18 protein-coding genes are annotated in these 20,958 nt (G+C 46.7%); 12 read left to right on the forward strand and 6 right to left on the reverse strand.

Going from position 1 to position 20,958, the window contains the following annotated elements:
- Positions 1 to 164: 164 nt before the first annotated feature.
- Both M1K58_RS25595 and M1K58_RS25600 read left to right on the forward strand, forming a co-directional pair.
- Positions 165 to 908: an IclR family transcriptional regulator gene (locus M1K58_RS25595; RefSeq protein ID WP_256761722.1), complete on the forward strand. Its 744-nt coding sequence runs from the start codon at positions 165 to 167 to the stop codon at positions 906 to 908.
- Positions 909 to 989: 81 nt separating this feature from the next.
- On the forward strand, positions 990 to 2,678 hold the full coding sequence (locus tag M1K58_RS25600) for a stalk domain-containing protein (protein WP_256761723.1): 1,689 nt from the start codon (positions 990 to 992) through the stop codon (positions 2,676 to 2,678).
- Between the two features lie 73 nt (positions 2,679 to 2,751).
- Here the strand turns inward: M1K58_RS25600 and M1K58_RS25605 are convergent, their stop codons facing one another.
- From M1K58_RS25605 to acnA, 3 genes are all read right to left on the reverse strand, one after another.
- A complete protein-coding gene (locus M1K58_RS25605) occupies positions 2,752 to 3,888 on the reverse strand; it encodes a tetratricopeptide repeat protein (protein WP_256761724.1) in 1,137 nt (378 codons plus the stop codon).
- 30 nt (positions 3,889 to 3,918) lie between these two features.
- A complete protein-coding gene (locus M1K58_RS25610) occupies positions 3,919 to 4,965 on the reverse strand; it encodes a YlbL family protein (protein WP_256761725.1) in 1,047 nt (348 codons plus the stop codon).
- Between the two features lie 207 nt (positions 4,966 to 5,172).
- The gene (gene acnA / locus M1K58_RS25615) at positions 5,173 to 7,881 is read right to left on the reverse strand and encodes an aconitate hydratase AcnA (RefSeq protein ID WP_256761726.1); all 2,709 of its coding nucleotides are present in this window, start codon (positions 7,879 to 7,881) and stop codon (positions 5,173 to 5,175) included.
- Between the two features lie 345 nt (positions 7,882 to 8,226).
- Between acnA and M1K58_RS25620 the strand changes: the two genes are divergently transcribed.
- Both M1K58_RS25620 and M1K58_RS25625 read left to right on the forward strand, forming a co-directional pair.
- Positions 8,227 to 9,309, forward strand: a complete 1,083-nt coding sequence (locus tag M1K58_RS25620; protein ID WP_256761727.1) for an amidase domain-containing protein — start codon at positions 8,227 to 8,229, stop codon at positions 9,307 to 9,309.
- 99 nt (positions 9,310 to 9,408) lie between these two features.
- The gene (locus tag M1K58_RS25625) at positions 9,409 to 10,584 is read left to right on the forward strand and encodes a D-alanine--D-alanine ligase family protein (RefSeq protein ID WP_256761728.1); all 1,176 of its coding nucleotides are present in this window, start codon (positions 9,409 to 9,411) and stop codon (positions 10,582 to 10,584) included.
- Positions 10,585 to 11,331: 747 nt separating this feature from the next.
- On the opposite strand, the gene M1K58_RS25630 is transcribed toward M1K58_RS25625, so the two are convergent.
- Positions 11,332 to 11,463, reverse strand: coding sequence for a hypothetical protein (locus M1K58_RS25630; RefSeq protein WP_256761729.1), 132 nt, complete (start codon positions 11,461 to 11,463; stop codon positions 11,332 to 11,334).
- 512 nt (positions 11,464 to 11,975) lie between these two features.
- Here M1K58_RS25630 and M1K58_RS25635 point away from each other — a divergent pair.
- The 5 genes from M1K58_RS25635 to M1K58_RS25655 all read left to right on the forward strand — a co-directional run bounded on the left by M1K58_RS25635 (position 11,976) and on the right by M1K58_RS25655 (position 15,613).
- Positions 11,976 to 12,293 (forward strand): hypothetical protein, encoded by a 318-nt coding sequence (locus tag M1K58_RS25635; protein ID WP_256761730.1) that lies wholly within the window; start codon positions 11,976 to 11,978, stop codon positions 12,291 to 12,293.
- 37 nt (positions 12,294 to 12,330) lie between these two features.
- Positions 12,331 to 13,341, forward strand: a complete 1,011-nt coding sequence (uvsE, locus tag M1K58_RS25640) for a UV DNA damage repair endonuclease UvsE (RefSeq protein WP_256761731.1) — start codon at positions 12,331 to 12,333, stop codon at positions 13,339 to 13,341.
- 146 nt (positions 13,342 to 13,487) lie between these two features.
- Complete coding sequence (fabI, locus tag M1K58_RS25645; protein ID WP_256761732.1) at positions 13,488 to 14,258, forward strand: enoyl-ACP reductase FabI; 771 nt, start codon at positions 13,488 to 13,490, stop codon at positions 14,256 to 14,258.
- Between the two features lie 195 nt (positions 14,259 to 14,453).
- Positions 14,454 to 15,305 carry an inositol monophosphatase family protein gene (locus M1K58_RS25650; protein ID WP_256761733.1) on the forward strand — a complete coding sequence of 284 codons (852 nt, stop codon included), beginning with the start codon at positions 14,454 to 14,456 and terminating at the stop codon, positions 15,303 to 15,305.
- A 47-nt stretch (positions 15,306 to 15,352) separates the two neighbouring features.
- Positions 15,353 to 15,613, forward strand: a complete 261-nt coding sequence (locus tag M1K58_RS25655; protein WP_256761734.1) for a hypothetical protein — start codon at positions 15,353 to 15,355, stop codon at positions 15,611 to 15,613.
- 137 nt (positions 15,614 to 15,750) lie between these two features.
- Here M1K58_RS25655 and M1K58_RS25660 read toward each other — a convergent pair whose 3' ends face one another.
- Positions 15,751 to 17,067: a glutamate-1-semialdehyde 2,1-aminomutase gene (locus M1K58_RS25660; protein ID WP_256761843.1), complete on the reverse strand. Its 1,317-nt coding sequence runs from the start codon at positions 17,065 to 17,067 to the stop codon at positions 15,751 to 15,753.
- A gap of 40 nt (positions 17,068 to 17,107) precedes the next feature.
- The gene (locus M1K58_RS25665; RefSeq protein WP_256761735.1) at positions 17,108 to 18,115 is read right to left on the reverse strand and encodes an LCP family protein; all 1,008 of its coding nucleotides are present in this window, start codon (positions 18,113 to 18,115) and stop codon (positions 17,108 to 17,110) included.
- 131 nt (positions 18,116 to 18,246) lie between these two features.
- On the opposite strand from M1K58_RS25665, the gene M1K58_RS25670 reads away from it, so the two are divergent.
- Genes M1K58_RS25670 through M1K58_RS25680 form a run of 3 tightly spaced genes read left to right on the forward strand, consistent with a single transcriptional unit; the run spans position 18,247 to position 20,922 of the window.
- Positions 18,247 to 19,329: an ABC transporter ATP-binding protein gene (locus M1K58_RS25670; protein WP_256761736.1), complete on the forward strand. Its 1,083-nt coding sequence runs from the start codon at positions 18,247 to 18,249 to the stop codon at positions 19,327 to 19,329.
- Positions 19,326 to 20,120, forward strand: coding sequence for an ABC transporter permease (locus tag M1K58_RS25675; protein ID WP_256761737.1), 795 nt, complete (start codon positions 19,326 to 19,328; stop codon positions 20,118 to 20,120). Before M1K58_RS25670 ends, M1K58_RS25675 begins: the two co-directional genes overlap by 4 nt.
- 4 nt (positions 20,121 to 20,124) lie before the next feature.
- Positions 20,125 to 20,922 carry an ABC transporter permease gene (locus M1K58_RS25680; RefSeq protein WP_256761738.1) on the forward strand — a complete coding sequence of 266 codons (798 nt, stop codon included), beginning with the start codon at positions 20,125 to 20,127 and terminating at the stop codon, positions 20,920 to 20,922.
- Positions 20,923 to 20,958: the final 36 nt, after the last annotated feature.

The raw sequence follows: 20,958 nt of genomic DNA on the forward strand, positions 1-20,958 counted from the left end.
AGAACGCGGAAACTATAGCGTCAATGTACCAGTGAGACTTGTAAATCGGATGTAATCAAATTGTAATAAAGCGCTTCCAAATTTTACGAAATGAGATGTTTGCGTTATACTATGCGTAACAGAGTTTCATGCAGTGAAACGTATCTGATACGGAGGGGAACAGAGTGGAAGAGGAAAAACGGACGGTTCGTGCAGTCGAGAGAGCATTGGATGTGCTCATGTGTTTCGCCTCGGGTCATGAATGGGGCTTAACGGAAATTGCGGGTCGCGTTGGTTTACATAAGAGTACTGTGCATCGATTATTAGCAACATTAGAGGATAAAGGCTTCGTGACCCGGATTACGTCAACGGACAAATATCGTCTTGGTCTAAGTGTTCTGGAATTGTCTGCGAACTTGTCGCGCTCGGACGATCCGTCCGTCGTGCTTCTCCCGGAAATGGAACGGTTAAGAGACCAATTAAGCGAAACGGTAAGCTTATACATTAGAGACCGTGTGGAACGGGTGAGAATCCAAGCCGTACAAAGCATGCAAGCGATCCGCCGTGTGGCAACAGTGGGTGCAAGGCTTCCGCTATCTGTCGGCGCCTCCAGTAAGGTGCTGCTGGCTTTCGCAGAAGCAGGAGTTCGAGGGAATGTGATGTCGGATACTGCTTGGCCTGTTCATCTTGACCGAGAAGCATTTGGCAAACAGCTTGATGATATTGTTGCTACCGGATATGCGACAAGCTACGAGGAGCGGGAGCCGGGGGCAGCAGCAGTGTCTGCACCGATCTTTAACCGTTCAGGCAAGCTAGTTGCAGCCCTATCTGTATCAGGTCCCTCGAATCGGCTAACACCCGATCGTATGCATGAATTCGCCCCCGCAATTATAGAAGCAGCACATCGCATGGGTACGATTCTGGAATGAATTCTAAATTCTCAGGCTGTCTCTTCCGATAAATAGGATAGAAAATCATAGGATCGTAGAGCAGAAGGAGACAGTTTAGTCATGACATCTATGGGATATGAACCGCCAAGGAAAACGATGTGGAGTAGAGTTTTGAAGCTGGGGACAACGATAGCACTTGCCGTTACCTTGTTGCTAGGGAATCTGGGTGTGAAAACAGCATCAGCGGCTGTCGATGAAAGTAAATTTATAGTGGATGTTGCATTTGGCGTTTACCATAGTGTTGCCTTGGCTAAGGATGGAACGTTGTGGGCTTGGGGAGACGGCTTTATGGGCCAAATGGGCTTGGGAAAAGAGACAAAAAAGTCTAATGTGCCTGTCAAAGTGAGCGGGATTGATCAAGTTACGGCTCTTGAAGCTGGGAGTTACCATACCGTTGCGCTTCGTAAGGATGGAACTGTATGGGTATGGGGAGCTAATGTAGATGGTGAACTAGGAGATGGCACGTACACCTCATACAGTCCTCCTGATGCCAGTGGAGCAAGTCGTGTCGAGGTTGACCGTAATGCGTATAAACCGCAGGTTGTGCCGAATTTATCCGGTATCGTTGGAATCAGCGCAACTAGGGGCGGGGTTATCGCATGGGATAAGGATGGTCACTTGTGGAGCTGGGGAGACTCTTTCATGGGGCGTCCCTATCAGAGCATGAACGTGGATGTAGAGAAGAAAAAACTTCTACCTGTTCTGAATGAAAAGATTAAGAATGTGGTATTTGCAGCTGCATCAGGACAGCAGCTTGCGGCAATAGCAGGGGATGGAACTGTATGGACCCAAGGCTATAATGACTATGGACAATTAGGGGACGGTAAGAAATCTACAACTTCAGCAACCGTTCAAGTACCTGAAGTGAGCAATGCCGTTAGAATAGAGTTGACGAGTAACACGACCATCGCTTTTCTATCAGATGGAAAAGTGCTGGAATGGGGCTTGGGCATGTTGGAAACGAAAGGATTAAATCCCACAGATCCTGCCCTAAAGGATAAAATGCCGGTTCATCTACAACCGACAGCTACGAAAGAGCTGCAAGGGTTTTCGGTAGTAGAGAACACGACTTATCATTTTGTTGATCCCTCTTTCCTAGCACTTAAAGCGGACGGAACAGTGTGGACGTATGGGGATAATGCGATTGGACAGTTAGGGATAGCGGGTGTTAAGGAACGATACAGCTGGGCGAAGGTAGAGGGAGTCCCCGCTGCAGCTGTGATTGAAGGTGCGGCTGCCTTAAATGCTATTGTCGGCAAGGATGGCAGCTTGTGGACTTGGGGGCAGAACTTCACAGCTCAATTGGGAGACGGGACAACTGTCAAACGCTCCACGCCAACAGCGATCGGTGGCTTCGGAAGTGCGCCATCTGAGCCTGTTAAGGAAACGACTCCAGCAGCGTATGAATTCATGGTTAATGGTAAAGGGATCACTCTTTCCGTTAAACCAGAGTTGAAGGGGAGCTCCATTGCGATTCCACTCTCCCAAGTTGTAAAAGCCTATAACGCGAAGCTGGTGTGGAGTAAAGACAAGAAAACGGCTACTGTAACTCGTAGCAAAATGAAGATCATTCTGACGCTAAACAGTGCTCAGGGATCTGTGAATGGCAAAACGGTTAAGCTCCCATTTGCCAGTCAGCAAAAGAGCGACGACTGGTTAGTATCAGCGGATTGGCTAGCTAAGCAGCTTGGCGGTACAGCGAAGCTAGATACTGGCAAACGAATTCTTACTGTGACATTGCCAAAATGAAGCGAATAAACAAAGCCCTCGCGAAGGATCGCGAGGGTTTTGTTTATTTGTAATGTCATGTAGCTGTAGGATATTATTTGGCTTTTATCCGCTCCTGAACGCGTTTGGGAGCGATAGTGGAGGCTTTGCTCCCGAGTAGCTTCACATATTGCTTGTAATGCGCCTTCGCTGCGGTTTTCTGACCTAGTACCCATTCTACATCGGCGATGTTCAAATAAGCCACAGTACGGTTAGGGACGAGCTTAATCACATTATCAAGAATAGGCTTTGCTTCCTTGTTGCGTCCTGCTAAGGATAAGAAATAACTATAATCGTTTAGGATGGCGACATATTCATTCAAGCTAAGTCTATCCGGTTGAAACGAGCTACCTTTCTCGCCAACAATATCCGTCTTCGTTAAGGTTCCATCTTCGAAGCCCCAGCTTCCGAAGCCTTCAGCGTATTGATTTAATCCAAATTCAAGGTAAGAGATAGCTGTTTTAATATCTTTCTTTTGTGCTTGTAACGCTTTCTGGTAGGCGAGCTTTAACGCAGGTGTTGCCAGTGTGTAAGACTCCGAATAGGCACCGGGATAGAAGGGATCATTAGTGCTAGAGAGCTTAATTAAGCCTTGAATGTCTTTGGCTTGAATAAGTCGATCCTTCTCTTCGTAAAATCGTGCGGTAGGATCATCATATTCGTGAGAAATAAGATTAAAGCGATCGCCCTCCCATTCGAGCTCAACGGTGGATTGGTAAGCTCTGAATGGGACTTGTGACCAAACATGAATTTGGTTTTTTACGATGGAGAACTCAAGCTTGGCTGTATTAAGAAATAAGTCCCCGTCTTCACTACTTGCTGCTCGGTCCAGTAATAGGACGTCTGTGGCATTCTTGTTGGTGGCGATGAGAACAAGCTCAATCCAATCAGAATTATGTATGAAGCCTAGAAATTGTCTTGTGTACCCTTTGGGGGAATAACCGAGATTAACCTCGTAGAAAGAATCCATGCTTAAGGCTGAAGCTTCATCCTCATCCAGCTCCAAAGCGTCTGTCACAAGGTTCAATATCGGCTCGTAAAGAGCATCGGCGTCTTTGAGCTCGGCCATATTGATGGTCATGAAGGCTTTAGCTGAATTCGCGGTAGCGGCAGTTGCAGGAGCATAGCTCAGACTCATGAATGCGAAAATCATGAGGGTGAGAGAAAGGGTATATCTTTTACATTTATTCATCAGCTAACCACCTTTGTCGGCATATCAACGTTATTCCTTGGGCTCAAGATTCTTCAGGAAATCAAGTGCTTCTTGTAGAGTAGATACTTTGATGAGCTTGGGAGATAGCTTTAATTTTTTGACCGTTTCTTCGGCTAACGTCCAGTTTGATTTGTTTTTCTCATTGTAGGGAACGAGGAAGTAGTCAGCTTTCTCTGTGTCAGCGGCCATGAGCTTATAGTTAATGCCACCGATTAAGCCGACGGTTCCATCAGCGCTAATCGTACCCGTTCCTGCGATGCGATAACCTCTTGTAAGGTCGTCTCCGGTCAATTGCGCAATGATTTCCAGCGTCATCATTAATCCTGCGGAAGGTCCGCCCGTATCCGCAAAATCGAATTTAACGGGATCAGGAGGCGTAACCTTCAGAACAGTATCACTCTGGAAGCCGATTCCGGATCGGTTGCTTGCATCCATATTGATGAGAGGGACCGTGGCTTCGAACTTTTCTTCGCCTCTCGTTCCGGATACGGTAACTTGATCTCCTGCCTTTTTCGTTGCTAAGTATCCGGATAACTGTTTGAAGGTTTTCGTTTCTTTGCCATCCACCTGAGTAATAATGTCGCCTTCTTGTAAGCCATTGTCCCGAGCCTTCGATTCTGGGAGTAACGCTGAGATAATGACACCTTGCTCTTGCACATCAATAGGCTTGTTCATGGCTGTGTAAGCAGCCAATAAGGCGTTTGCTTCAGAGCTATCGCGCATCCAGGCTAGCAAATTGCGATAGGCCTTCATGTTTGTTGCTCCGCCTGTAGCGGTTTGCTCTGATTTGACCTCCATACGGGGATTAATTCGAGCATAGATAATCGAAAAAATATTTGGACGAGAGTATGTAGAAACAGTGGTGAACAGTAACGCACCCTTCTCGTCAAGCTTATGCCCGGTTTCTACCCGAGGATGAACAGGTTCAGCCGATCCAGGTCCATAAAGCATATATGGCCATGGTTTTAAGAAAGCAGCTACAAATAAAATGAAGAGTAATCCGGTAAGGAGGGCCGTCCGGTAGCGGCGTATCCAATGTTTGTCTTTTGTCATCATCCGGGCTCGCCTCCTAAATATGCCAGTGCGACGCATAGGCTTCTGTGCACTTATTATAGCCTATGATTGCCTTTGGAAACAAAATCATTATCAGACGAGTAATTTATAGGATGAAACTCCCTTGATAGGCAGTGCGGGAAAGAACAAAAAAAGTGGTGAAGCAGAATTTCTCTGCTTCACCACTTCGTTAGCTTACTTTTTAATATATTATTGAGCAGACATCATCTGACGAAGTACAGTTTGCAGAATACCACTGTTACGGTAGTAGTCTACATCAACCATCGAATCCAGACGAGCGATCGCTTGGAAGTCAAAAGTAGAACCATCTTCACGCGTCACAGTAACGGTAACCAATTGACCCGGTGTTACGTCATTGGACATGCCATCGATTGCGAACGTTTCGCGTCCAGTAATTCCGAGCGTTTTCCAGCTTTGGCCAGCAGGGAATTGTAATGGAAGCACACCCATACCGACAAGGTTGGAACGGTGAATACGCTCGAAGCTTTCAGCAATAACGGCTTTAACGCCTAGTAGGAACGTACCTTTAGCAGCCCAGTCACGGGAGCTTCCTGTACCGTATTCTTTACCTGCGATAACGACTAGGTTCGTACCATTGTCTTGATATTTCATCGATGCATCGTAGATGGACATCACTTCATCTGTTGGCAGATAAGTGGTTACGCCACCCTCAGTACCTGGAGCCACTTGGTTACGGATACGGATATTAGCGAAAGTACCTCTCATCATTACTTCGTGGTGACCACGACGGGAACCGTAAGAGTTGAAATCTTCTTTCGTTACGCCATGCTCAAGCAAGTATTGACCACCAGGGCTATCGGCTTTGATGTTACCTGCTGGTGAAATATGGTCAGTTGTAACGGAATCGCCCATAAGAGCAAGTACACGAGCATTTTTAATGTTCGTAATATCTCCTGGCTGTGGAGCAAGATCCTTGAAGAAAGGAGGGTTTGCGATGTAAGTGGATTTAGCATCCCACTCATAAAGCTCACCTTCTGGTACAGGGATTTGGTTCCATTGCTCGTTCTGTGTAAATACGTTCTCGTACTTAGCACGGAACATAGCAGGGTTCAATGAGGAGGAAACGGCTTGTTGAATCTCCTCATTCGTTGGCCAAATATCTTTAAGGTAGACCGGTTGGTCGTTATTATCATATCCGATTGGATCATTCGTAAGGTCAATGTTCACTGTTCCAGCCAAAGCATAAGCAACAACAAGCGGTGGAGAAGCCAGGTAGTTAGCTTTTACTTGAGCATGTACACGTCCTTCGAAGTTACGGTTACCAGAAATAACAGCGGCAACAGCGAGATCATTATCAGCAATTGCAGAGCTAACTTCATCCGGTAGTGGACCAGAGTTACCGATACAAGTTGCACAGCCATAGCCTGCTACGTAGAAGCCAAGCTTCTCGAGGTAAGGCAATAGACCCGCATTATTCAAATAGTCAGTTACGACAAGGGAGCCCGGAGTTAGGGAGCTTTTAACGTATGCTGGCTTTTTAAGTCCGCGTTCTACAGCTTTCTTAGCAACGAGTCCCGCACCAATCATTACGCTTGGGTTGGAAGTGTTCGTACAGCTTGTGATAGCAGCAATAACAACTGCACCCGCACTAAGCTTAGTTTGCGCTCCGTTAGGATGTTTAACGTCAACCGATTGCTCGATTTGGGAGTCGGACAAGCCGAAGCCACCTTTTTCAATCGGCGTGCGGATAGCTTCGTTGAAGGATTGCTTCATCGCTGTTAGTTCGACGCGGTCTTGAGGACGTTTAGGGCCTGCAAGGCTCGGAACGATTGTGGACAAATCCAATTCCATAACTTCAGTGAAGATTGGGTCTGGAGTTGCATCCGTACGGAACATGTCTTGCGCTTTGTAATAAGCTTCAACAAGATCGATTTGGCTTTCTTCGCGGCCAGTCAATCTCAGGTAGTTCAATGTTTCATTATCGACTGGGAAGAAGCCGATTGTTGCGCCGTATTCTGGAGCCATGTTGGCAACAGTAGCACGGTCAGCTAGGCTGATGTTGGATAGGCCTGGGCCGAAAAATTCTACGAACTTGCCGACAACGCCTTTTTTCCGCAGGATTTGAGTTACTGTAAGGGCAAGGTCAGTAGCAGTTGCACCCTCAGAAAGCTTACCTGTAAGTTTGAAGCCAACAACCTCTGGCATTACGAAGTAAAGCGGTTGTCCAAGCATACCTGCTTCTGCCTCAATACCACCAACACCCCAGCCCACAACACCAAGACCGTTGATCATCGTTGTATGGGAATCGGTACCAACGAGTGAATCCGGATAAACGTCAGTTACACCGTCTTTAGATTTCGTAGCTGCAACGGAAGCAAGGTACTCCAAGTTAACTTGGTGAACGATACCTGTTGCTGGAGGAACGGCACGGAAGTTGTTGAATGCAGTTTGTGCCCAACGAAGGAAGCGATAACGCTCTTCATTGCGTTGGAATTCAACGTCCATATTGTATTGTAGAGCGTCAGATGTTCCGAATGCATCAACCATAACCGAGTGATCGATAACGAGATCAACAGGCACGAGCGGGTTGATTTGCTTAGGATCGCCGCCAGCTTGTTTAACGGTTTCGCGCATTGCTGCTAAATCAACAACGACGGGAACGCCGGTGAAATCTTGCAGAACGATACGTGCTGGAATGAAAGGAATTTCTTTGTCTTCGCGACCTTGTGTCCAAGTAGCGAGTTGTTTAACATGCTCTTCTGTGATTGCGCGTCCGTCGAATTGGCGGATAGCAGCCTCGAGTAACACTTTAATGGAGAAGGGAAGCTTGGAAACCGGGCCTAAACCTTGCTCTTCCAATGCTTGAAGACGGTAGTAACGGTACGATTGACCTGATGACTGCAATTGTTCTTGTACTTGATAAGGTAATTTGGACAAGTGTGTAGCCTCCTAGATTCGTATCATGATTTCTGATCATCGTTTCACTGGATGAAACGTGATTTCAAAAATACTCTATAGGATAAGTATACTCTGTTGTCGCTGCTCCGTAAAGTCGTTTTGAAGGATAAAACCATCCAAATCATGATAAAATCCGCACATTTCATCTCATTAGAATGCCGCATTACCCCCGGTTTTCATCCGTGGAAGATGTACGGGAGCTACATCTATCTGTGCAATCTTACGCAATCGTTTGGTATGGAACATAAGCTCTGAGCATAGGAATGAAGTGGCGCAATCTGCGTGGACTGATGGACCGAAATGTCGTTATGGGAGGGATGTTAAGTGCCCAATGAAGAGACGGGTTGGAAGCATGCCTTGTTTGAATACGTAAACTTAATTAATGAAGCCGCTTTGCAAACAGATACACGTAAATTGCATGATTTTCCCGATAGGGAGCACCGCGAGAGGTTAACGCGACGTCTTATTCTAGCTTCAGATGGTGAAGCTAAACGGATTGCTAAGCCTGTCCGAAATGAAATGCGAGCGCGGATTGAGCGTTATCGTGCGAATCGAGATGAGGTCATCGCGGATGTATCCATTCATTTGGTGCGGACAATGGAACAACGCAGTCAGCCTTGGATGGAAGAAAGGGTGGAGCGTGAGCGAGTTCGTTTCGTTCGTACTGGGAAGCATTGGCGACTAGGCTCCGTTAAACCATTAGCTTTAGAATTGGCTGCCGAAGCCAGTTATTTTGTGGAAGATGATGTACAAGATCCGTGGGATGGGGAACGTAAAGCAGCCATACCTTCCACGCCATATATCAATCCGCAAGCTCTTTATGGTTTTAAATCAAGGGTCTATGCAGGGTCCTCTACGGAAAATGAATATGGGTACGGATATGGAGTGTCGCGTCGTGGAACACCTTATTTGCGGGAAGAAGCTGTCACTTATGCGGAAAGATGGTGGAACGAGCCGAACCCTGCTTATGAGAATTTTGAAGTGAACTGTACAAATTATGTATCGCAATGTCTCTTTGCAGGTGGAGCGCCTATGAATTATACTGGGAGCAGGCCTTCAGGCTGGTGGTACAAAGGGTATTCAAATAAAGAGGAAATGTGGAGCTTTAGTTGGGCTGTTGCTAATAGCCTAAAGCATTACTTGGGTAATCCTCGTACCTTTGGTATTCGAGCTGTAGCTGTCTCAAGTCCGGATATGCTTACGCTAGGAGATGTTATTTGCTACGACTGGGAAGGTAACGGTCGAGTCGGTCATAATACGATCGTAACCGCATTTACACCTGATGGGATGCCGCTCGTTAACGCGAATACGGTAAGCAGTCGCCATCGGTATTGGGATTACAAGGATTCGTATGCCTGGACGGACAACACCCGGTATCATTTCTATCATATTGCCGATGAATTTTAATTATTATTTCAACTTTAATCATATACGAATTTACGTGGGTCGTTGTTCCTGTGGGATTCCGTGTGCGTAAATGTCGACTAAGCCGGAGGTAACTACTTAATGGGTAAAAAAATTCGTGTAGGACTTGTATATGGTGGTAGATCTGGAGAGCATCAAGTGTCATTGCTAACTGCGCTTGCTGTGTTAAAGGCGTTTGATTATGAGCGATATGAAATCATTCCTTTCTATATTACGCCTAAGGGCCAGTGGAGATCTGGATCATTGTTGAGTGCTCCCCCTTCAGCTGTGGCGGAATTGCAATTTGCTCCGTCGGAAATGGGGAGTGGGTCGGCTGAAAGTGGGATTGTGATGCAACAAGCTCCCGCTATTACGAATAATGCGCTGTTCCCTGTTCTACAGGGAATGTCGGAGAGGGTTCTATCGGAAGGCAGCGGAGATGCTATTGATGACGATGGTAAAGCAATTGATGTGATGCTGCCGCTTCTTCATGGAACCTTTGGTGAAGATGGTACAATTCAAGGGCTGTTCGAGATGGCTGGACTGCCTTATGTGGGGGCTGGCGTGTTGGCCTCTTCAGTCGGAATGGACAAGGTTGCGATGAAAACAATGTTCGCGCATGCAGGTCTACCTCAGGTGGGCTATCGTTATTTTATCCGCTATGAATGGAAGCAGAATCGTGAGCAGTGTCTATTAAGCGTGGAAGAACTTGGGTATCCATGCTTCGTGAAGCCGGCAAACCTAGGTTCTAGCGTAGGTGTATCGAAAGCGCGTAATCGTGAGGAATTGGTGACTGCTATAGAGGAAGCTCTGCGCTATGACCGCAAGGTTATCATCGAGGAGTTTGTAGATGCACGAGAGATTGAAGTGAGCGTACTCGGGAATGATGATCCGCAAGCTTCGGTGCCTGGGGAAATTGTTAGCTCTAATGAGTTTTATGATTATAAAGCTAAATATCTGGATGGTAAGTCGGCAATGGTTATTCCAGCAGAGATTTCTCCCGAGGTTACCGAAGCAGTGCGCACGATGGCTGTGCAAGCTTTCCGCTCGATTGATGGGTCAGGACTTTGTCGTGCAGACTTCTTCCTTCGTCGGAGTGATGGAGCTTTGTTTATTAATGAAGTAAACACGCTGCCGGGCTTCACTCCATTTAGCATGTACCCGCAAATGTGGAAGGAATCAGGAGTATCCTATCGCGAGCTACTCGACAAGCTGATCCAACTGGCCATCGAGCGCCACGAGGAACGCCAATCAATCGATTACGGCGGCGGGGAATAGTCGGGGGCGGATTTGAAGCAGCTCGATTGTCGGGAATAAGTCCGCGAGGCGGACTTATTTGATCCAAAGCAGCTCGATTGTCGGGAATAAGTCCGCGAGGCGGACTTAATTGATCTAAAGTAGCCTGGATTTCGGAAATAAGTCCGCGAGGCGGACTTATTTAATCCAAAATAGCTCGATTGCCGGGAATAAGTCCGCGAGGCGGACTTATCAAACCCAAAGTAGTTATTTCTTCAAACGATAGCTTCGGACGCGGGCAGCACCACCACTAGCAGGTTCCAGTAAACCTTTCTCAACCAGTTCGCAAAGCTGATTACGCACGAATGTTCTCTTTTTTTCGAGACATCTACAAACCATCGCCACAGTAATCGGAGTCGCAGAACGTGTGGCTAGACGCATGATTTCCCTTTGATAGATAGAAAGCGCCTTTAAACTAACATTGTCTTCTCCATACCAATACTCCAGCATCCTGCGTATGTTTTTTTGACATGCCAAAGGGTCTTCTTTGAGTTTGTCGATCGAAAACCGCAAAATGTGCCAATCGTCAAAAACGATCTCATTCTGCCGATCTAATCCCCGAGAGAAGGTTCCACGATCAGCGTCTCGCGCATGGGAACTAAAGCTGTCGGATTCCAAGCATGTGGGTGTAGGTTGGCGAATATATGCAAAATCTAAGTAATAGTAGTTACCATCGGGATAGATAAACTCATATTCCGGATGTAGGTCATTTAAGCTTCCAATGACTGGCTACCAAGCACGCTCTAGCAAACATTTTTCACCAAAACCATGGCGTTCCTTCAATCTGCGTAATCTTTCTCCTTTGCTTTGCGCGATATGCTTGTTCAGCCAACTACGATATTCCGTTTCGAAATTGCTCATTCTACCCTCTCCCCAGATAAAAAAATAACCGCCCCGAAGCCCAATTTGGGCTAGAGACGGTGTGCTTCACTCGTATAAGAATGGATTATAAACGATCTGTCTAAAAGTGTCATCAGCAGGGACGTCGGCGGTTCAACTTAACTTATACACATGTGGAAAACTCAAATAAAGTGAGTTAACAACATACTAACAGATTTATGAAAAATGAGGCAGTTGGCTTGTGGATGGGTTAGAGAAATCGACTTGCGGATAATCTTGTGGAGAAAAAATAACTGGATTGTGAATGGATGTGTAAGAGTTGTGGAGAAATGATGAATCTATCAACAACATACACACAAATGTGTATATTTATCATCTGAAATGATATATACGAAAAAGATATACACATGTGCATAACCTCAAGCGGCTATTGGAGTAAGGGTTCGCCCCCACCTTCCATGCCATGGTATAATAAACTCTATAATGACAATAGGTCGTCGCCGCCTTGTTGCGGAAGTATAGGAGGAATATTCATGGGCTTTCAAACGGAGTTCAATTCTGTATGCAAATTCAAGTCTGAGCAAGAGTTGTACGAACTGCTTGAATACGGTCGTGGTAAAATGGTCAAAAAACAATTTCGAGTTTTCCCTACCGGTCAGAAAGTAATCGCATATGCCCCAGATAATAAAGCAGTTGCTATTGTGCGGATTGTCGCTTCCATCGCAGAAATCAATTTCCAAGGTGAAGAAATTACGCAAGTGGAGATGGAGCTTGTACGCCGATTAACTGACGAGGAAGCAAAGGTTCAAACATCGCTCGCACATGAAATGTTCTTCGGAGAGCAATCCTAATAACCGTGAGCAAGCTTACACGGGAGGTTAATCGATCATGATAGTTCGGTTTGGATATGTCGCGATGTCAGTCCACTTGGACAATGCATCCCCATCAAAAACGATGACGATGACCAGCTTCTCCAAGCTGGCTGACCGAGAAGCTGGATTGCGCCGTCTTGAACGGATTGCGGAAGAGAACCTTCACAACACGTTAAGGCTGCTAAAGCATAATCGTTATATGGGCATACAAGTGTATCGGATGACCTCCAAAATCATTCCGCTTGTCACACACGAGGAATTACAGGATTGGGATCCATACCCCGCTTTGGCAAAAGCATTTGCCGAGGTTGGGGCTTTTGTTCGTGAGCATAATATGCGTGTTTCCTTTCACCCGGATCATTTCACGGTGCTGAGTACCCCGCGCGAGGAAGTGTTTCGTAACTCAGTTAAAGACCTGAGGAACCATGTACGGATGCTTGAAGCGATGGGCTTGGACGAGAGTGCGTTGAACAATATCCATGTCGGCGGTAGCTACGGGGACAAAGTAAAGTCAGGAAAACGGTTCATTGAACAATTCCGTTCGATCGAACAACGTATAACAGAGCGAATTACATTGGAAAATGATGATAAAACCTTTACGGCAGCGGAAACGTTAAGCATCGCGGAAGAAGTAGGAGTCCCGATGGTACTGGATATTCATCATCATGAGGTAAATCCGGGAAATGAGCTTCTGAAGGATTTATGGCCAAGAATACTGCAGACGTGGGATAGATTCCCCTGGAACGTCAAGCATGCTAACACTTCACACAAGCTGCCTCCAAAGCTACACGTATCCAGTCCCAAAAGTGTGACCGATCCAAGAGGGCACGCCGATCTTATTGAGATAGAGCAGCTCCTCCGGTTTTTAGTCGATATAGCGAGCGTAACTCCTGCAATCGATGTGATGATTGAGGCTAAGAGTAAGGATGAAGCTTTAATGAAATTGATGGATGATTTCAGAGCAATTGAGGCATCGGGTGGGCCTATTCGCGTTATCGACGGTGGAAGCTTGGAGGTACTCTCATGAAAACGTCTACAAATCAAGCGTAGTCTGATGATTTGCCAGTTGCAATCCCTGTAGAAATACGGTAATTTGGACAATGAAGGGTGCTGTACCAACATAAGGTGACAGTATGAAGCATTCTTACTTGCGACAGGGAGGTTATCCACGAAATGAATGGATTACTACAAGGGAAGAACATCGTAGTTATGGGCGTTGCCAACGATCGCAGTATCGCTTGGGCTATCGCACAATCTCTTGCGTCTCAAGGGGCGCGACTGGTGTTTACATACGAGAATGAACGGGTTGAAGAACGTGTTAAGAAGCTTGCGAATACGATTGAAGGCTCTTTGACCTTGCAATGTAATGTTTCTTCTGATGAGGACATCGAGGCATTGGCTTCACGTTTGAAGGAAGAGGTTGGGGTTATTCACGGCTTAGCGCATTGCATCGCTTTCGCTAAAGCAGAGGAGCTGGATGGTCTTTATGTGGACACCTCTCGTCCAGGTTTTGCCCTAGCTCACGATGTAAGCGTATATTCCCTAACTGCAGTAGCACAAAGGCTACACCCGCTAATGACTGAGGGCGGCAGTATTGTTACATTGACTTATCTCGGAGCGGAACGTACTCTTCGCAATTATAACGTAATGGGTGTAGCCAAAGCGGCTCTTGAAGCTTCGGTTCGTTATTTGGCAAGTGACTTGGGTCCACAAGATATCCGCGTCAATGCGATCTCTGCGGGTCCAGTTCGGACACTTGCAGCCAAAGGAATCGCAGGCTTCAATACGATCTTGAAGCAGGTAGAAGAGAAAGCTCCATTACGTCGCAATACAGAAGCATCTGATGTCGGGGATACGGCATTGTTCCTGATGAGCCCATGGGCTAGAGGAATTACTGGAGAAGTTTTGCATGTGGATAACGGCTATAATATCGTAGGCATCTAAGCAATGACTTTATGTATTCGAAGCCGCTCCTTTGTCGATATGATGAAGGGTGGCTTCTTTTTTCGAATAGGATAAGGCAACGGTTTCTATGTTTTAATCGTACAATCGCCGCAACCGCTTTTATGTATTTTCGTATATGATAGGAAAAGGGACAAAATTTTCTGTAAATGATTTCTAAGATTAGAGGGATGGTTAATGAGTGCCAATCAGCCGGAAAGCATTGTCGGCGGCAAAAGTTATACGGCGGTAGCCATCAATTGTGCGGCCAAAGCCGGAGAATGGATTAAAAGTAAAATGGGCAGCATCACCCAATTGGATACAAAGTACTCTATGCATGATCTCGTAACTGAAGTTGATAAAGGCGCAGAGCGCATGATACGTAATCTTATTGGGACGCATTTCCCAGAGCATTCTTTTCTTGGAGAAGAAGGCGTTGAGCCAGGTCCTGAAGCTTCGGCTAAAGCATTGCAGGATCTAAGCGAAGCTGAGTATTTGTGGATCGTTGATCCCGTGGATGGGACGACGAATTATGTTCACGGCTTTCCTTTCTATTCAGTCTCGATTGCACTGGCGCATCGTGGACAAGTCATCGTTGGGGTTGTATATGATCCTTCGAGGGACGAGCTATTCGTAGCTGAGAGAGGCAAGGGAGCCTATGTACACGGTCGTAAAATGCAAGTGTCATCAGAAGGGGCATTGAACCAAAGCCTACTAGCTACCGGCTTCCCTGCAGATCAACATGTAGCATTGCCAGCTAATATGAAGGGCATTCAAGCATTGGCTCCTAAGGTTCGCAACCTGCGGATCGCAGGATCGGCTGCTCTTCATCTGGCTTATGTGGCTTCTGGCCGATTAAGCGGCTTCTGGGAATACAACCTGAACGCATGGGATATTGCGGCGGGCTCGTTGTTGGTCGAGGAATCAGGTGGCCGCATGTCGGATATTACAGGATCAACTTATGATCTCGCTGTAAGGAATGTAACGGCAAGTAACGGTCTGATTCATGAGGAACTGTTAGAGGAGCTTCACTCAGCAGCTAATACATGAGATTTGAAGCTTTTGACCATCCTAGTGGCAGAAGGGGGGGCAAACGGTTGGAAAACAAAGAGGTTGAAGAGCTGCTCGCTCGAAGATTAACGGAGGAGCTGTCTGAGCCATCGGCAGACACGGAAGCAGAAGCAGAGGCCGAGGCGGTTAAGCAACTGTCGCCACGCTGGGAAATCCGTATTCAGGCAAAGCTTGATCCGGTCGTTGAAGAAACGAAAGCTTATCGAGCCATCGCACAGGAAGTCCACCATAGGTATGAAGGTGTTCGTGTGGAAGATGATGTGAAGACAAAGAAGGACGAAGGGTAGCCCAACTAGGGAATGCCCTTCTTTTTTTCGATAATGCATGAGAATACATGAAGTGGGACTTCATAGAAAATAACAAGAGGTGATGCAGGGGTTCCCGCATCACCTCTTATTATTTCATTCGTTCAAATCATCCAAGTCTATGCATTCAAGGACATTTCACGGAAGCATTGTTCCGCGGCTGTCAGCGTTTCATCGATATCTGCTTCAGTGTGAGCCGTAGTCAAAAACCAAGCTTCATATTTGGAAGGGGCTAAGTAAATACCACGGTCCAACATCAAGCGGAAGAAACGGGCAAACTGCTCACCGTCCGAGCCTTGTGCTTCAATATAATTCGTGACGGGATGCCCGCAGAAATGAGTTGAGAACGCGCCGACAATTCGATTAATTGTCAGCGGAACGCCATAACGGTCTGCGGATGCTTGAAGTCCATTCACCAATTTGACTGCCAAAGCTTCCATATGCTCATACACGCCTGGCTCTCGCAACACTTCCAAACAAGCCAATCCAGCTAATATGGATGCTGGGTTTCCGGCCATCGTTCCAGCTTGGTAAGCGGGGCCGAGTGGAGCGACCATCGCCATCAAGTCAGCTCGTCCGCCGTAGGCTCCAATGGGGAGTCCTCCGCCAATAATTTTCCCGAGTGCGGTCAAATCGGGACGAATAGCTTCTTGATCAGGGAACGCTGAGAACGTCTGGGCGGAGCCGTAATGGAACCGGAAAGCACTAATGACCTCATCGTAGATGACGAGCGCACCCGCATCCCGCGTCATCTTGCATAGTCCCTCAAGAAATCCGGGCTTCGGCATGACCATTCCGAAATTACCAACGATAGGCTCAACCATAACCGCTGCGACCTCGTCACCCCAACGTTCAAGTGCAAGCTTCAAGCCGTCCAATTGGTTGAAGGGTACGGTGATCACTTCACTCGCAATACTTGGTGGGATTCCCGCGCTGTCTGGGATGCCAAGCGTAGACGGTCCTGATCCTGCGGCGACTAATACTAAGTCGGCGTGACCGTGGTAGCAGCCGGCAAATTTAATGATTTTGTTCCGTCCAGTGAACGCACGAGCGACCCGAATTGTAGTCATGACCGCTTCTGTACCGGAATTGACGAACCGCACCTTATCCATGGAAGGAATAGCCGCCTTCAATTCCTTAGCTAAAAGAATTTCATGCTCCGTCGCAGTGCCATACAGCGTACCGTTATGGGCAGCTTGAACAATAGCTTCCGTAACTAGTGGATGGGCATGCCCCGTAATGATGGGGCCGAAAGCGGCAAGGTAGTCGATATATTTGTTACCATCAACATCCCAGAAATAAGCGCCTTCGCCGCGCTTCATGAACACGGGGGCGCCGCCTCCGACGGCTTTGAACGAACGAGAGGGACTGTTAACCCCGCCGACGATATGCTGTTGAGCTTCTTCATATAATTGCGCTGAACGTAATCGATCCATCACTTGATAACCCTCCGATGATTAATTTCCCATGTACGAGCTACTTCTTGCCACTACTTGCGCTGGAAGAAGGGGATGGTTCTGGTGTGGTTAAGGATTCATCCTTAGTTAATGTTTCTTGAACATACTCTTTTAGCGCTTTGCTGTCGCGAACGCCAAGCATAGCTGACCCGTTTACCTTCTCGTCAATAACTAGCTCCATTGGAGGGATTTGCGCTGTGCCTGCCTGATGGGACTTATACCCGAGGCTGCCAAGCTTAAGCATATCTCCAGGAGACATATTCGTTTCAACATAAGGGATAACATCGCCTAATATATCCGGCAGCTTGATGAGATTCCATCCGTCTTTTAGCTTAGCAGCGGTAGCCTTAAGGAAATCACGCTGGCGCTCAGTTCGAGTGAAATCCGATAGCTTATCATGACGGAAGCGAACATACTGCAGCGCTTTGTTTCCATCTAAATGCTGCTGGCCTTTTTTAAGATCAATATCGTACACGTGTCCATCAGCAGAGTCAGAATACTTCATATTCTTTTCCACGTAGAAATCGACTCCGCCAAGCGAATCCACCAATTTAATGAATCCTTGGAAATCGACGTACACATAATACTGAATATCCAAGCCAGTTAGGTTACCGATCGTCTTCATGGCCAATTCTGGACCGCCGAGCGCAATAGCTGCGTTAACCCGGTTATCTTTGTATCCTGGAATTTCTACATGCGTATCGCGTAGGACAGAGAATAAGTGTATGCTTTTACTGACAGGGTCGAAGGAAGCAATAATCATGGAATCCGATCGGGCGACCTCGTCCTTCTTAAGTCCCCTTTCATCACCGCCCATGAGCAGGATGTTTACGCGCTCTGAGCCTTCCCATTCTGGAGGCTTGTACTCCGCTTTCTCTTCAAATTTACCGAACCGTGATTCTTCTTTTGGTTTCTGAGCATGGGATAGCTCATTATAATTGGAGTATACCCACCAGCCAACGAAGCATAGGAAAATAAAGACTAGGCCAAGTAGGATAAATAACGTGATCTTCCATTTTTTACGCATGAAATATGTCCTCTCCGGTATCTATGTGATAAAATTATAAAGTTTCGGCGATGGAATAAGCAAGTTAGCAATTTTTCAGAATTGTTTTCCAACACATCCAGATGATCGTGATTTGGTTACGGGAGGTTCATATGTTAGCGATAGATGTGCATCAATTGCGCAAGGAATTCAAAGTTCAGAAAAATCGCGAAGGTCTCAAGGGAGCGCTTCAGGATTTATTCAAGCGTGAGCATACCGAGGTTGCGGCGGTTAAAGATATTAGCTTTCAAATTCCCCAAGGAGAAATTTGTGGTTACATTGGGGAGAATGGTGCTGGAAAATCGACTACGATCAAGATGCTAACGGGTATCTTAGTTCCAACCTCAGGCAAGCTTGTTGTGAATGGCTTTATTCCTTATAAGGAACGTGAGAAGTTCGTACAAGGGATTGGGGTCGTGTTCGGGCAACGAAGTCAGCTTTGGTGGGACATCGGAGTCATCGAGTCGTTCCGGTTGCTACGTAAAGTGTACCGAGTGAGCGAAAGTGATTACCGCCGCAGGTTAGACGAGCTAGTGGAAACCTTACAGCTACAGGACTTGCTGAATCGTCCTGTTCGTAAGCTGAGCCTTGGCCAACGGATGCGTTGTGAATTGGTAGCGGCGCTTTTACATAACCCATCGATTCTGTTTCTAGATGAGCCCACGATTGGCCTTGATATTGTAGTTAAGACTGAAATTCGTGAGTTTCTCAAAAGATTGAATCGTGAGCAAGGGACTACGATATTGCTTACAACGCATGATTTGCAAGATATCGAAGCTTTATGCTCTCGTGTTATTATGCTTGACGATGGCCGGATTATTTATGATGGTGGCTTGGATGAACTGAAATCTCGGTGGGGCAAAGGCCGCGAGGTGCAGTTTCAATTTACAGATCCGATATCGCTGGATGCTGTGTCAGCAATGACCAGTGGCTTAAATGTCCGATGGAAGCTCGAGAACGATGTGACTGCGAAGGTATGGATTCCTCGCGAGATGAATGTGTCTGAAGTGCTCTCGCGTGTAGTTGGCTTGCAGGATATTAGTGATATTAAAATTTTCGAGACGAACACAGACGAGATCGTTCGGGAAATTTATCAATCGGGTAGCGCCGAAGCACCGAGAGACTTGTCCGCTTTGTCGGATGAGGAACCTGTAGAACAGAAGGAGCCAGTTAAGGCAGGAGCAGGCGAATCATGACGAGTGCTTATTTGGATTTCGTCCGCATCCGGTTTCTGATGATGCTCGCTTATCGAGTCAATTATTATAGTGGAATTATTATCTATGCCATTAATATCGGGGCTTATTATTTTCTATGGAAAGCGATTTACGGCGAGGCGGAGACACTTCAAGGCTTCACGGTCATTCAGATGTCAACCTATGTAGCCGTATCGTGGATGGCTAGAGCTTTTTACTACAATAACCTAGACCGTGAAATATCAAGCGAAATCGTGGACGGCAGTGTGGCCATCCAGATTATTCGTCCCTATTCGTATTTGCTCGTGAAAATGATGCAAGGCTTCGGAGAGGGTATCTTCCGCTTGCTGCTGTTCATGGTGCCGGGTATGATCATCGTTTCGTTTATTTTCCCGATTACGCTGCCTACTGATCCGATGCAATGGATCGTGTTCTTCGTCATGATCTGGTTCAGCTTTCTTATTAATTCTCAGATTAACATTTTGACTGGCTTGGGTGCTTTCTTCTTTGAAAATAATCAGGGCATCATGTCGATGAAAAGGATCTTAGTGGACTTGCTATCTGGTGTTGTTGTCCCGATTGCCTTTTTCCCTGGCTGGGCCATATCCGTCATGCAGTGGCTTCCCTTCCAAGCGATTACCTATTTGCCGGGCTCGGTGTTCACGGGTCGAATTCAGGGCGCTGACGTATGGAATGCTTTATTAGTACAAGTCATATGGACGGTTGTTTTGCTTATTCCGATTATGCTCGTATGGCGGGCGGCACGACGTCGTCTGTTCGTGCAGGGAGGTTGATGAGATGAGTCGTCTAGCCTTTATGCTTGGATTATATCGGGATTATTTCGCCAATTACATGAAAACCAAATTAACGTACCGGGCTGATTTCTGGATTGAGGTTTTGTCCGATCTGATGTTTAACGGTCTTAACCTTGTGTTTATTTTCATCGTGTTCATGCACACGCCAACGTTAGGGGATTGGAGCGAAGCGGAGGTTGTGTTCGTCTACGGTTATTTCATGATCGCTTCCGGATTGTTCTCTACGTTCTTTAATGTATGGAACTTCAGTGAGAGGTACATTGTGAAGGGGGAAATGGACCGTATTCTTACGCGGCCAACGCATTCCCTTACTCAGATAATGCTCGAAAATATGGATCCCCCAGCGATAGTCGGCTCGATTGTGGGATTTGTAATTATGATTACTTCATGGACAACTCTCGGACTACCGTTCCACTGGTACGATCCGTTCGTTCTGATCATTATGGTGCTGGGTTCCTGTTTCATCTACATGGGAATTTACACGGCAATGTCGGCCATTTCCTTTTATTCGGATGCGCCGACGGGTATTGGTCCATTGATTTACAATATTCAGAACTATGGCAGATACCCGGTCGAGATCTACAATAAGACGATTAAATTTTTACTGACTTGGTTATTGCCGTTCGCCTTCGTCGGGGTATACCCAGCGTCCTTCTTCCTTGGCCGCTTGGACGATTGGTGGATGGCTTGGCTGACTCCAGTTGTCGGTATTGTCGTGCTATCGCTCGGTTTATGGTTCTGGAATTACGGAGTTCGGCGTTATCGAGGCGCGGGGAGCTGATCGTTCCTCGCGTCCTTCCACTGAACATTTGATCAA

Source organism: Cohnella sp. WQ 127256 (genome assembly GCF_024519285.1).
Lineage (GTDB): Bacteria > Bacillota > Bacilli > Paenibacillales > Paenibacillaceae > Cohnella.

What these genes read in the sequence shown, in the direction of transcription:
- M1K58_RS25680 (WP_256761738.1), top strand. Translation starts at nt 20,125, where the DNA reads ATGAGTCGTCTAGCCTTTATGCTTGGATTATATCGGGATTATTTCGCC.
- uvsE (WP_256761731.1), top strand. Translation starts at nt 12,331, where the DNA reads ATGATAGTTCGGTTTGGATATGTCGCGATGTCAGTCCACTTGGACAAT.
- M1K58_RS25675 (WP_256761737.1), top strand. Translation starts at nt 19,326, where the DNA reads ATGACGAGTGCTTATTTGGATTTCGTCCGCATCCGGTTTCTGATGATG.
- M1K58_RS25600 (WP_256761723.1), top strand. Translation starts at nt 990, where the DNA reads ATGACATCTATGGGATATGAACCGCCAAGGAAAACGATGTGGAGTAGA.
- fabI (WP_256761732.1), top strand. Translation starts at nt 13,488, where the DNA reads ATGAATGGATTACTACAAGGGAAGAACATCGTAGTTATGGGCGTTGCC.
- M1K58_RS25610 (WP_256761725.1), bottom strand. Translation starts at nt 4,965, where the DNA reads ATGATGACAAAAGACAAACATTGGATACGCCGCTACCGGACGGCCCTC.
- M1K58_RS25670 (WP_256761736.1), top strand. Translation starts at nt 18,247, where the DNA reads ATGTTAGCGATAGATGTGCATCAATTGCGCAAGGAATTCAAAGTTCAG.
- M1K58_RS25605 (WP_256761724.1), bottom strand. Translation starts at nt 3,888, where the DNA reads ATGAATAAATGTAAAAGATATACCCTTTCTCTCACCCTCATGATTTTC.
- M1K58_RS25625 (WP_256761728.1), top strand. Translation starts at nt 9,409, where the DNA reads ATGGGTAAAAAAATTCGTGTAGGACTTGTATATGGTGGTAGATCTGGA.
- M1K58_RS25660 (WP_256761843.1), bottom strand. Translation starts at nt 17,067, where the DNA reads ATGGATCGATTACGTTCAGCGCAATTATATGAAGAAGCTCAACAGCAT.
- M1K58_RS25630 (WP_256761729.1), bottom strand. Translation starts at nt 11,463, where the DNA reads ATGAGCAATTTCGAAACGGAATATCGTAGTTGGCTGAACAAGCATATC.
- M1K58_RS25665 (WP_256761735.1), bottom strand. Translation starts at nt 18,115, where the DNA reads ATGCGTAAAAAATGGAAGATCACGTTATTTATCCTACTTGGCCTAGTC.
- M1K58_RS25650 (WP_256761733.1), top strand. Translation starts at nt 14,454, where the DNA reads ATGAGTGCCAATCAGCCGGAAAGCATTGTCGGCGGCAAAAGTTATACG.
- M1K58_RS25635 (WP_256761730.1), top strand. Translation starts at nt 11,976, where the DNA reads ATGGGCTTTCAAACGGAGTTCAATTCTGTATGCAAATTCAAGTCTGAG.